The sequence below is a fragment of the Rhodanobacter sp. B05 genome (assembly GCF_002001085.1).
Taxonomy (GTDB): domain Bacteria; phylum Pseudomonadota; class Gammaproteobacteria; order Xanthomonadales; family Rhodanobacteraceae; genus Rhodanobacter.
The window spans coordinates 214,320-226,427 of the sequence record NZ_MUNU01000014.1; the positions used below are offsets into that span (position 1 = coordinate 214,320).

Genomic DNA, 12,108 nt, shown 5'->3' on the forward strand with positions numbered 1-12,108 from the left:
GTTCGCCCTGCACGGCCTCGGGCGACCGCCGGTGGTCTGCGTGAGGTTGTCGGTGCGTCGCTCCTGGCTGGGACTTTTCGGGCTGATCCTGCTGATTTTCCGGGCAGGTTCCAGCCTCGCCGCCAGCCCCGATCCGTGGGCGCCGTTCGACGCCCCCTGGTTCGACAAGGTATCCACCGCCGAAGGGCTTCCGCCTTCGATCGTCACGGCGCTGGCACAGGATCGGCAAGGCCTGCTGTGGATCGGCACCATGGTCGGGTTGGCCCGTTACGACGGCTACCGCACCCAGATGTTCGACGTCCGTGGCGGCAACGGCAAGGGCCTGCCCGATGCCTATGTGCGCTGCCTGCTGGCGCTGCCCGACGGTGGCCTGCTGGTGGGCACCAATGCCGGCGGGCTGGTGCGTTTCGACCCCGCGACCAATACCTTCCACAGCTATCCTAACGGCGCCAGCGGAACCTCGGACAGCAAGATTTTTGCACTTGCCGACGATCATGCCGGCGGCGTCTGGATCGCCACCGAGCAAGGGCTGGACCACCTCGACCTGCGCTCGAACACGATCCGTCACGTGGACACCGGCAGCGAAGCGGCGCCGCGCGATTTCACGGTGATGCAGGATCGCGCCGGCAACTTGTGGCTGGGCAACAACAGCGGCCTGTTCGTGCGCCAGGCCGGCAGCAGCCGCTTCGTGCGTCCGCAACATCCCGCCGGCACGGTGGCCACCGTCCTCGAAAACCAGGTCTGGGCCATCCATGAGGACAAGGCCGGCCGCCTGTGGGCAGGCAGCGGCCAGGCTGGTGCGGTGTTCCGCGACACCGACGGTCAATGGCATCCGGTACCAGAATTCAGCGGCTATCTGCAGGGTGCCCAGCAGGCCACCGTACGGGATTTCCTCGAGGTCTCGGCGGACACGATGTGGATCGCCACGGACGGCAGCGGCGTGCTGGCGTACAGCCCCGGCGACGTGCATCCGCGCATGATCGAACACGACCCGGCGATCGACTCATCGTTGCCCGGCGACTCCGTGCGAGCCCTGCTGGCCGATCGCGCAGGCAACGTCTGGGCGGCCACCGATCTCGGCCTGGCCCGGACCTATCCCGGCGCTCGCAGCGCCTTCGCCGTGCTGCCTTCGCCACTGCAACAGAATGCGCTGAGCGACACCAGCGTGCGCGGCCTCTACGTCGACAGCCGCGGGCTGATCTGGGTCGGGCTGAACTCGGGCCGCATCGACGTGATCGACCTCAAGGCCGGGCGCATGAGCCATCTGCACCTGGGGGGCAGCCAGACCCATCGCGACATCCAGTCCTTTGTCGAAGCGGCGGACGGCTCGATCTGGGTAGGCAGCCAGGGCCTGGCACGGATCGATCCGGTGACGCTCGTGATCCACCCGTCGATCCTGCCGGCGCTGGAGAACGTGCCGGTATTGAACCTGCAGTGCGACGGCAACCGCCTGCTCATCGGCACCTACGACGGCCTGTATCGCTACGACACCGGCACCGGCGTGCTGGATCATGTCAAACACGACCCGAACGACCCCTCCAGCCTGACCAGCGATACCGTGCGACAGATTCTGCGCGTCGGCAAGCAGTGGTGGTACGGCACGGCCCGTGGCATCAGCATCGCCGACAACTCCCGGGATAGCCACGGCTTTCGCAACCTCACCCATCACGACAACGATCCATCCAGCCTGCCTGGAGATTCCGTAAGCGCGGTCACGGTGGATCCCGAGGGGAACATCTGGGTCAGCACCTCGGGTGGACTGGCTACGAGCAGCAACGCCGAACCCTGGCGCTTTTCCAGCATAGGTGTGGCCCAGGGACTTGCCAGCGACATGGTCAACAGTGCGCTGAGCGACGACCTGGGCTACATCTGGGCGAGCACCTCCAGCGGCATCTCACTGATCGATGCGCATACCCATGCAGTACGCAACCTGGGGCCACGCGACGGCTTGCGTATCCGCAGTTATCACTATGCCGACGACGCCGCACGCGCGCCGGACGGCAAACTGATGTTCGGCGGGCTGGGCGGACTGACCGTCATCCGCCCGCAATGGCGGCCCGCGTCCGGCCCGAATGCCCCGTTGGCGATCACCCATGCCGTGGTCGGCAATGTCGCGCTGCCGTTCGGCAAGCTGCCTCGCGATGGCGCGGACATCGGGCTCGATCCGGGCAACCGCAACCTGCGCATCGACTTCTCGCTGCTCGATTACCGGGCGCCGGGCGAAACCTCGTACAGCTACCGGATGGATGGCCTGGACGACAGCTGGGTCGATATTCCCAAGGGCGCACTACCCAGCGCGAATTACACCAACCTGGCGCATGGTCGCTACACACTTTACCTGCGCGCTTCCACCCACGGCATGTATCCGCAAACCGTCCAGGCCCATCTGCTGATCAAGGTTGCCCCGCGCTGGTACGAGACCTGGTTCAGCAAACTGGCCGCGATCGCGTTGCTGATCGCCCTGGTGGTGTTGCTTGTGCACTTGCGCACGCTGTATCTGCGTCGCCAGGCGGCACAACTGCTGCGGCAGATCAACGAGCACACGCGCGACCTGCGTGCCGCCAACCAGCGCCTCGACGAGCTGGCCAGCACCGATGGGCTCACCGGCATCTACAACCGGCGCCGTTTCCTGGAACTGGCGCGCACGCAGCGTGACCAGGCACGCGAGCGCTCGGTCTGCATCGCGCTGTTCGACCTCGACCGCTTCAAGGCGATCAACGACACTCACGGGCATCTTGCCGGCGATGCCGTCATCCGCGGCGCGATCGAGGTGATCAAGCAGCATTGCCGGCAGGGCGATCTGCTGGGCCGCTACGGCGGCGAGGAATTCGTGCTGTGCCTGCCCGACACCGGCGTGCCGCAGGCGCGGGAAATCGCCGAGCGCATCTGCAGCGTCATGGCCGACAACGCGGTGGACTACAACAGTCAGCCGATCCGGGTGACGGTCAGCATCGGTGTCGCTGCGCTGCGCCCGGGCGAATCCATCGAGCAATGGCTTTCCCGCGCCGACAAGGCCCTGTACGAGGCCAAGCGCGGCGGTCGCAATCGCTGCGCAGTCGCCGGCTGAGCCGGAAAACGATCAAGGGACGTCCGAGGTGGCTCCCTTCCTCATCGCATATTGTCGATAGAGACCGTAGCTCACGCCGCAAAATCCGGTGAGCGCCGCGGGAATCAGCAGGGTGCGCTCCTGCATCACCCGGAACAGCATGGCCCCGGCCGCGCTGCCAATCATGAAGCTGGCAGCGACCACCATGCAGACGCGCAGACGCAGCATGTCCACCGGCAGCCGCCGCAACATGTGCCCGATGTAGATGCCCAGATCGGTAAAGATACCGGTGACGTGGGTGGTACGAATCACCGCGCCGCTGTAGGCACTGACGATGCCGTTCTGCAAGCCCATGCCCACCGATGCAAGGTACAGGCCCGCGGAATTTGAAGCCTCGAGCAACGGGACGGCGGCGACCAGCAGCAGCGACTCCAGCACCAGCGCCACGCCGTAGCGGCGGCCGAGCTTCAACGTACTTTGCTGCACGATCATTCCACTCAGCGTGGCGCCGAACACGAACGACGCAATCGCGAGAGCCCAGTGAACCGCTTCGCTGCCGCCGGAGTTGCCAAGTGCGATACCAAGCAAACTGGTATTGCCGGTCATGTTGCTGATGGACTCATGCCGGAAGCCGAGATAGCCCGCCGCGTTGACCATGCCCGCGATGAACGCGAGGATGCCGGTGCCGTACCAGGCCCAGCGTGGCAGCTGGCGCAATACCGGCACCGTCTCAGTCCTTGATCGGCTGGATCGATATGTCCGGCACGTCGCCGATCACGTCGGCGCCCTTCGGCGGCACGAAGGTGAAGGTGCCCACCGGCAGCGACGGATTGCGCTGCCAGTCCGAAAAGCTGATGTCGGTGGTCGAACCGAGCTGGTCGCGGAAGGCCATGCGGGCGAGACCCTTGTCATTGAAGCCGAGGTCGACCCAGGCGAACTGCGGGTCCTTGCTGGTCGAGGTCAGCCGCAGCCACAGCAGCCCATCATGCTCGCCGCGTTCGCTGGCCTTGAACTCCTTGTCCAGTTGCTTGAGGTCGGTCAGCACGGTCAGCGGGCTGTGCGCCTCCTCGGTATTCTGCTTGCGCACCGTCACCTGCTCGAGGTCGGGATCGTACATCCAGACCCGGCCGCCGTCGGCCACGATGGTCTGCTTGTACGGCGCCAGGGTGTCCCAGCGAAATTCCCGCGGCGCTTCCAGGGCGAGCGTGCCGGAGCTGGTCTTGGCCGCCTGGCCATTGGCATTGGTCAGGGTCTGGCTGAAATGCCCGGTCAACGAATGCAAACCGGTGGCGAAGGCATCGAGCCGCGCGCGGGCCGGGCCGCTGGCGGCATGCGTTGCGGCCGAAAATATCAGCAGCAAAGTGGACAGGGCGGGCAGAAGGCGTTTCATCGGGTGTTCCGCAGTGACAAAGATGTGGATTGTGGACAGCAACGGCTTAACCGATCGGTAGGAGCCCGCTGGCGGGCGATGCTCTTCTTTCGGGATTCGGGATTCGGGATTCGGGATTCGGGATTCGGGATTCGGGATTCGGGATGACCAGACGTTCGTCTGTTGAAAGCCGGGATTCGCAAGAGCATCGCCGGCCAGCGGGCTCCTTCGGGGTATTTCGTTTCAATCCTTTGGCGGTGGCGGCGCGAGCACTTCGCGGTTGCCGTTGTGCTGGGGCGCGCTGACCACGCCGTCCTGCTCCATCTGCTCGACCAGTCGCGCGGCGCGGTTGTAGCCGATGCGCAGGTGCCGCTGCACGCCGGAGATCGAGGCGCGGCGCGTTTGCGTGACTACCGCCACGGCCTTGTCGTAGAGCTGGGTGTCGGCGTCGCCGCCCTCCTCGCCTTCCTGCGGCAAGCCGGCGTCGTTGATGAACTTGCCGTCGCTGGTGGCCTGCACTTCCTCCAGCACCCCCTCGATGTAGTTCGGCGTGCCCTGCGAGCGCAGCCAGTTGACCACGCCGTGCACCTCGTGGTCGTCGACGAAGGCGCCATGCACGCGCTCTGGCGTGGCGGTACCCGGCGGCAGGTACAGCATGTCGCCATGGCCGAGCAGCGCCTCCGCGCCACTCTGGTCGAGGATCGTGCGTGAGTCGATCTTGCTGGAGACCTGGAACGCGATGCGGGTGGGAATGTTCGCCTTGATCAGGCCGGTGATCACGTCCACCGAGGGACGCTGGGTGGCCAGGATCAGGTGCACGCCGGCGGCGCGCGCCTTCTGTGCCAGGCGGGCGATCAGCTCCTCCACCTTCTTGCCGACGATCATCATCATGTCGGCGAATTCGTCGATGATCACCACGATGTTCGGCAGCGGCTCCAGCGGCTCCGCGGCCAGGTTCGGCATCTCCGGATTGGGTCGGAACAGCGGATCGAGCAGCGGCTGGCCGGCGTTCTCGGCGTCCTTCACCTTCTTGTTGAAGCCGGCGAGATTGCGCACGCCGACGGCCGCCATCAGCTTGTAGCGACGCTCCATCTCGGCCACGCACCAGCGCAGCGCGTTGGCCGCTTCCTTCATGTCGGTGACCACCGGCGCCAGCAGGTGCGGGATGCCCTCGTAGACCGAGAGCTCCAGCATCTTCGGGTCGATCATGATCATCCGCACGTCTTTCGGGCTGGCCTTGTACAGCAGGCTCAGCACCATCGCGTTGACCGCCACCGACTTGCCCGAACCGGTGGTGCCGGCCACCAGCAGGTGCGGCATCTTGCCGAGGTCGACCACCACCGGCTTGCCGCCGATGTCCTTGCCCAGCGCCAGCGCCAGCGGCGACTTCATCTGGTCGTACTTGTCCGAGCGCAGGATCTCGGACAGGTACACGATCTGCTTGCGGGTGTTGGGGATCTCCAGGCCGATCACGTTCTTGCCGGGAATCACGTCGACCACGCGCACGCTGACCACCGACAGGCCACGCGCGATGTCCTTGTCCAGGCTGGAGACCTGCGAGCCGCGGATGCCCGGCGCGGGCTCCATCTCGAAGCGGGTGATCACCGGGCCCGGATAGGCACCCACCACCTTCACGTCGATCTTGAAGTCCTTGAGCTTGAACTCGACCTGGCGCGAGAGCACTTCGAGGGTTTCCTCGGTGTAGCCCGGCCCCTGCTCCGGTGCCTCGTCCAGCAGCGACAGCGGCGGCAGCTCGCCCGGTGCCGCGGCACCGGTGAACAACGGTATCTGCGTTTCCAGGCGGGCGCGCTCGCTCTTGGTCACCGGGGCGGGCGCCGCCTCGATGCGCACCGGCTCGCGCCGCGCCTGTTTCACCGCATCGGCCTTCTTGATCACCTCGCGCTCGCTGCGCGCCTGGCGCGCGGCCAGCACCTGCGGGGCCTCGCGCAATTTGCCCTTGAGCCAAGCCGTCAGCTGCAGCACGCCGCGCCCGGTCCAGTCCATCAAGCCGAACCAGGACAGGCCGGTGGCCAGGGTCACCGCGATCAGGAACAGCGCCAGCAACAGCAGCGGCGCGCCGGTTGAGCCGAACGCCGACAGCACGGCGTGGCCGACCCATACGCCGATGATGCCGCCGATGCCCTGCGGCTGTACCGGCTCCTGCGCGAAGTTGAGATAAAGCAGCGCCGGACCGGTGATGAAGAAAAACACGAAACCGACCAGGCGCAGCGCCGGCTCCCACGGATGCAGCGCCTGCTGGCCGCGCTGGCGCAATACCTGCACGCCCAGCAACAGCAGCAGCAACGGGAAGCAGTACGCCACCAGGCCGAAGATCCAGCGCAGCAGGTCGGCGATGTAGGCACCCACCGTGCCGCCGAAATTGCGCGCATGCTCCAGCTGGCCGGCATTGGTCCAGCTGGGGTCATGCGGGTTGTAGCTGAACAGGCACACCAGCAGATACAGCGCCAGTGGCAGCAGCAGCAGGGCGCCGGCTTCACGCAGCCGGCGCTTCAGCTCTTCGCTGAGGGCCGCCCTCGGTTGTTGCTTCACATTCGCGCTGCGCGCCACCTTGGGTGCCCCCTTCCTGCCTGCCAAGGCCTAGAGCATACCTTGCAGGGCCGGATGCACCAGCTTGCCGCCGTCGACATTGATGCCGACCTTCAGCGGCTCGAACTCGCGCCATTCGCTGCCCGCAGCCAGGCGCTGCACGTACGGCAGGATCGCGGCGGAGATCGCCACCGACGAGGTCTGCGGCACGGCACCCGGCATGTTGGTCACGCAGAAGTGGGTGACACCGTGCACGTCATAGGTCGGCTTCTCCCAGCTGGTCGGCTTCGAGGTCTCGAAGCAGCCGCCCTGGTCGATCGCGATATCCACCAGCACGCTGCCCGGCTCCATCGTCCTGACCATCGCCTCGGTGACCACGTGCGGAGCCTTGGCGCTGGGAATCAGCACGGCACCGACCACGATGTCGGCGTCGCGCACTTCCTCGGCCACCGAGGACTCGTAGGCATACAGCGCGGTGACGTTCGGACCCATCGCCATCATTTCGGCGAGGCGATCCTGGCGCTTGTCGAACACCACCACGTTGGCACCGGCCGCAGCAGCCAGCGCGGCGGCGTTGCCACCGGCCGCGCCGGCGCCGAGCACCACCACCTTGCCGCGCGGGGTGGACGCCATGCCGCCCAGCAGCTTGCCCTTGCCACCCTGCGGGCGATGCAGCAGCGTGGTGCCGATCTGGGTGGCGATCCGGCCTGCGATCACCGACATCGGGTGCAGCAGCGGCAGGCCGCCGTGTTCCTCCACCGACTCGAACGCCACGCCGGTCAGGCCGATGTCGAGCAGGCTCTTCGTCAACGCCGGTTCGGCGGCCAGGTGCAGGTAGCAGAACAGCAGGTGATGCTTCTTCAGCAACGCCAGGTCGCCGGCAACCGGCTCCTTCACCTTGACGATCAGCTCGCCGGCCTCGTACAGCGCCGCGGCGTCCGCCACGATCTTGATGCCCTGCTTGACGTAGACCTCGTCGGCAAAACCGCTCTTCAGGCCGGCGCCGGACTGCAGGAACACTTCGTGGCCACGGCGCACCAGGTCGGCGGCAGCGGCGGGAACGAGGGCAACACGACCTTCAAGGGTCTTGGTTTCGGAGGGGATACCGATACGCATGGCAAGAGAATCCTGTGGAAGCACGTTGTAAATCCATCGCGCAACCGCCGCGGTGGTGTCGTTGGCTTGCCGCTGACTTGAATCGGCCGTGCGGATTCCCCATTCTCCCGGGGTCGCACATCTTGTTGCCTGCCGAGGCGGTTCCAGTGAAACCGCGGCCGCAGTTGCAGCGAATAGCCACTCAAGTCACCAGCAAACCCAAGGATTATACCCGCCATGCCCACCCCCAAGCACAGCCGCCTGCTGATCCTCGGCTCCGGCCCTGCCGGCTACACCGCCGCGGTGTACGCCGCGCGCGCCAACCTGAAGCCGACCATGATCACCGGCCTGCAACAGGGCGGCCAGCTGATGACCACCACCGACGTGGACAACTGGCCGGGCGATGTCGAGGGCCTGCAGGGTCCGGCCCTGATGCAGCGCATGGCCGAGCACGCCGAGCGTTTCCACACCGAGATGATCTTCGACCACATCCACACCGCCGACCTGAAACAGCGCCCGTTCCGGCTCAAGGGCGATTCGGGCGAATACACCGCCGACGCCCTGATCATCACCACCGGCGCCACCGCCAAGTATCTCGGCATCGAAAGCGAGGAGCGGTTCAAGGGCAAGGGCGTCTCCGCCTGCGCCACCTGCGACGGCTTCTTCTTCCGCGAGCAGGTGGTGGTGGTGATCGGCGGCGGCAACACTGCGGTCGAGGAGGCGCTGTACCTGTCCAATATCGCCAGCAAGGTCTACCTGGTGCATCGCCGCGACAAGCTGCGCGCCGAGAAGATCATGCAGGACAAGCTGTTCGAGAAGGCCGCCGCCGGCAAGATCGAACTGGTCTGGAACCACACCATCGACGAAGTGCTCGGCGACGTCTCCGGCGTCACCGGCGTGCGTGTCAAGGACGTCAACTCCGGCGCCACCCGCGACATCGCGGCCACCGGCTTCTTCGTGGCGATCGGCCACACGCCGAACACCGGCATCTTCGAAGGCCAGCTCGACATGCACGACGGCTACATCAAGATCAAGACCGGCCTCGGCGGCATGGCCACGATGACCTCGGTGCCGGGCGTGTTTGCCGCCGGCGACGTGGCCGACCATGTCTACCGCCAGGCGGTGACCTCGGCTGGCTTCGGCTGCATGGCCGCGCTGGACGCCGAACGCTGGCTGGACCAGCAGACCCCGGCCGGGTGATACGTGTAGGAGCCCGCTCGCGGGCGATGCTCTTTCTCGGGATTCGGGATGACCAGACGTTCGTCTGTTGAAAGCCGGGATTCGAAGAGCATCGCCCGCGAGCGGGCTCCTACGAACCACCTCATGCATGACATCCGCTTCCATGCCGCGATCGCCGAACTGCCAGCCACGGCGTGGGACACCCTGCGTGCCGACGCCAATCCGTTCGTGTCGCATGCGTTTCTGCATGCACTGGAGCAAAGCGGCTGCATCCGTCCCGACTGGGGCTGGCAGGCCCATCATCTGGGCCTGTATGAGGACGGCCGCCTGCTCGCCGCCGCACCGCTGTACCTGAAGGGCAATTCGCACGGCGAATTCGTGTTCGACTGGAGCTGGGCCAGCGCATGGGAGCGCGCCGGTGGCGCGTACTATCCGAAACTGCTCAACGGCGTGCCCTACTCGCCCGTGCCCGGCCCGCGCCTGCTGGCTGGCAGCAGTGAACACACACCCGCCCTGCAGCGTGCGCTGGTCGAGGCGATGCGCGACGAAACCGCCCGGCTCGGCCTGTCTTCGGTACACGCCAACTTCCTGCAGCCCGCCGAACTCGCCGCATTCGGCGATGACTGGCTGGCCCGCTCGGACGTGCAGTTCCACTGGCACAACCGCGGCTATCGCCACTTCCCGGATTTCCTCGCCGCGCTCAGCCACAAGAAGCGCAAGAACATCCTGCGCGAACGCGATCAGGTGGCCGCCAGCGGTTTGACGATCGAATGGCGCGGCGGCGACACGCTGGATCGCGCCGAATGGCGCCGGCTGCATGCCCTGTACGAAAGCACGTTCGACCTCAAGGGCAACCACGCTGCGCTGACCGCGGCATTCTTCAGCCGCCTCGGCGAACTCGGCGGGCTCGCGCAGGTCGCGCTGGCACGCGAGGACGAAACCATCGTGGCGATGGCGCTGTTCGTGCAAGGTGGCAACGTGCTGTACGGCCGCTACTGGGGCGCCTCGGTGGACGTGCCCGGCCTGCATTTCGAGCTGTGCTACTACCGCGGCATCGAGCATGCGATCGCGCAGCGGCTGGATCGGTTCGAACCCGGCGCGCAGGGCGAGCACAAGCTGGCGCGCGGCTTCCTGCCGGCGCGCACGCATTCGCGGCACTATCTGGCCAATCCGGATTTTCGCGCCGCCGTGGCTGCGGCGCTTGCCAGCGAGGCGGAAGCGGTCGACGCTTATGCCACCGAGCTGCACAGCCACAGTCCGTTTGCCGAACGATGATGCGCCTGCCGCTACTGGATCCCGCCGCGCCCGACCACTTCCCCGACCCGCGTCTGGCGCTGGTCGAGCCGAACGGCTTGCTCGCGTTCGGTGGCGATCTCACGCCACAGCGCCTGCTGGCCGCGTACCGCCGCGGCATCTTTCCCTGGTTCGGTGCCGGCGAGCCGATCCTGTGGTGGTCGCCTGACCCGCGCTGCGTGTTCGATACCGGAACGCTGCGGATCAATCGCAGCCTGCGCCGCCAGTTGGCCGGCAGGCACTGGCGGTTGAGCGTCGACCGCGCCTTCGGGCAGGTGATCCGCGCCTGCGCCGCGCCGCGTGTCGGTGAATCGGGTACCTGGCTGGTGCCGGCGATGATCGACGCCTACGTGCACCTGCACCGGCTCGGCCATGCGCACAGCGTGGAGGTGTGGGACGGTGAACGACTGGTCGGCGGCATCTATGGCGTGGCGATCGGGCGACTGTTCTGCGGCGAGTCGATGTTCAGCGCGGAGAGCGGCGGCTCGAAGATCGCCCTCGTCGCCCTGGCCCGGCTGCTGCACGAGATGGATTTTCCGCTGATCGACACCCAGGTCAGCAATCCGCATACGCTCGGCCTGGGTGCGCTGGAGATGCCGCGCGTGGAGTTCCTGCAACACGTCGCCCGGCTCGGCCAGCTGCCCGGACCGACCGGCAACTGGAGCGACCTCACGCCGCGCCTGATCCAGCCCTGCGCAGGCGAATGACAGCGCTCAACGGGCCGGCACCTGGCCAAGCGCCTTGAGCGCGTCGTAGTTGTCCAGGAACAGTGCCACCAGGTTCGGATCGAGCTGGCTGCCGGCGGCGGCGCGCAGATAGTTCAGGACGTCCGCCTCCGGCCACGCCGGCTTGTAGACGCGCGCGGTGATCAGCGCATCCCACACGTCGACCACGCTGAAGATCCGCGCGGCCAGCGGAATCGCCGCGCCACGCAGGCCCTGCGGATATCCGGTGCCATCCCAGCGCTCGTGATGGCTGTGCGGGATGTCGCTGGCGTCACGCAGGAAATCGACCCGCTGCAACAGTTCGTAGCCGAGTTGCGGGTGCTGACGCATCACCGCCATCTCCTCGTCATCCAGCTTGCCGGGCTTGATCAGGATCGAATCCGGCAACGCCAGCTTGCCGATGTCATGCAGCAGGGCGCCGAACGTGAGGTGGCGCAGCGCCTCGCCCTGCACGCCCGCGAGCCGGGCCAGCCCCACCGACATGCGCATCACCCGGTCGGAATGATCGCCGGTTTCCTTGTGCCGGATGTCCATCGCCGATACCAGCACGCGCAGCGTCTGCTTGTGGCTGTTGCGCAGGGTCTGGTTGGCCACCTGCAGGCGGCGCAAGTCGCGGCCGATCATCCAGTACAGCAGTACGCCGGTGGCCAGCACGAACAGGCCGCCCTTGACGCTCTGCAGGAAGGTCAGCTCGGCCTGGCCCTGCACCAGCGCGCCCAGCACGCGATCGGAAAGGCAGATCCACAACGTGGACAGCAACACGTAGGCAGAGGCCGTGCGGAATTGAGGGCTGATCGTCAAGACAAGGCTCCGGCGAGAACGTCCCGCGCACGACATGCGCATCACACATCTTG

Annotated in this window: 9 protein-coding genes; 4 read left to right on the top strand and 5 right to left on the bottom strand. The window is 66.5% G+C overall.

Features of this window, described 5'->3' with window-relative positions; translation table 11 throughout:
- The first annotated feature begins 52 nt into the window (after nucleotides 1-52).
- Nucleotides 53-3,067, top strand: a complete 3,015-nt coding sequence (locus tag B0E47_RS08445) for a ligand-binding sensor domain-containing diguanylate cyclase (RefSeq protein ID WP_254422867.1) — start codon at nucleotides 53-55, stop codon at nucleotides 3,065-3,067.
- Nucleotides 3,068-3,079: 12 nt separating this feature from the next.
- Here the strand turns inward: B0E47_RS08445 and B0E47_RS08450 are convergent, their stop codons facing one another.
- From B0E47_RS08450 to ald, 4 genes are all read right to left on the bottom strand, one after another.
- Complete coding sequence (locus B0E47_RS08450; RefSeq protein WP_077513632.1) at nucleotides 3,080-3,772, bottom strand: YoaK family protein; 693 nt, start codon at nucleotides 3,770-3,772, stop codon at nucleotides 3,080-3,082.
- Between the two features lie 4 nt (nucleotides 3,773-3,776).
- The gene (gene lolA, locus B0E47_RS08455; protein WP_077513634.1) at nucleotides 3,777-4,436 is read right to left on the bottom strand and encodes an outer membrane lipoprotein chaperone LolA; all 660 of its coding nucleotides are present in this window, start codon (nucleotides 4,434-4,436) and stop codon (nucleotides 3,777-3,779) included.
- A gap of 222 nt (nucleotides 4,437-4,658) precedes the next feature.
- Nucleotides 4,659-6,983: a DNA translocase FtsK gene (locus B0E47_RS08460; RefSeq protein WP_077513636.1), complete on the bottom strand. Its 2,325-nt coding sequence runs from the start codon at nucleotides 6,981-6,983 to the stop codon at nucleotides 4,659-4,661.
- Between the two features lie 30 nt (nucleotides 6,984-7,013).
- Nucleotides 7,014-8,078 (bottom strand): alanine dehydrogenase, encoded by a 1,065-nt coding sequence (ald, locus tag B0E47_RS08465; protein WP_077513637.1) that lies wholly within the window; start codon nucleotides 8,076-8,078, stop codon nucleotides 7,014-7,016.
- A 216-nt stretch (nucleotides 8,079-8,294) separates the two neighbouring features.
- Here ald and trxB point away from each other — a divergent pair, with 216 nt between their 5' ends.
- The 3 genes from trxB (at nucleotide 8,295) to aat (ending at nucleotide 11,236) form a co-directional block, all read left to right on the top strand.
- Nucleotides 8,295-9,257, top strand: a complete 963-nt coding sequence (gene trxB, locus B0E47_RS08470) for a thioredoxin-disulfide reductase (protein WP_077513639.1) — start codon at nucleotides 8,295-8,297, stop codon at nucleotides 9,255-9,257.
- A gap of 123 nt (nucleotides 9,258-9,380) precedes the next feature.
- Nucleotides 9,381-10,511 (top strand): GNAT family N-acetyltransferase, encoded by a 1,131-nt coding sequence (locus B0E47_RS08475; protein WP_077513641.1) that lies wholly within the window; start codon nucleotides 9,381-9,383, stop codon nucleotides 10,509-10,511.
- Entirely contained in the window at nucleotides 10,508-11,236 is a 729-nt protein-coding gene (gene aat, locus B0E47_RS08480; protein ID WP_077513643.1) for a leucyl/phenylalanyl-tRNA--protein transferase, read from the top strand. The genes B0E47_RS08475 and aat overlap by 4 nt, the downstream gene beginning before the upstream one ends.
- Nucleotides 11,237-11,242: 6 nt before the next feature.
- Here the strand turns inward: aat and B0E47_RS08485 are convergent, their stop codons facing one another.
- A complete protein-coding gene (locus B0E47_RS08485; RefSeq protein ID WP_254422868.1) occupies nucleotides 11,243-12,055 on the bottom strand; it encodes an HD domain-containing phosphohydrolase in 813 nt (270 codons plus the stop codon).
- Between the last annotated feature and the right edge of the window lie 53 nt (nucleotides 12,056-12,108).

Coding starts and splice junctions, on each gene's coding strand:
- lolA (WP_077513634.1), bottom strand. CDS start 4,436: ATGAAACGCCTTCTGCCCGCCCTGTCCACTTTGCTGCTGATATTTTCG.
- ald (WP_077513637.1), bottom strand. CDS start 8,078: ATGCGTATCGGTATCCCCTCCGAAACCAAGACCCTTGAAGGTCGTGTT.
- trxB (WP_077513639.1), top strand. CDS start 8,295: ATGCCCACCCCCAAGCACAGCCGCCTGCTGATCCTCGGCTCCGGCCCT.
- B0E47_RS08475 (WP_077513641.1), top strand. CDS start 9,381: ATGCATGACATCCGCTTCCATGCCGCGATCGCCGAACTGCCAGCCACG.
- aat (WP_077513643.1), top strand. CDS start 10,508: ATGATGCGCCTGCCGCTACTGGATCCCGCCGCGCCCGACCACTTCCCC.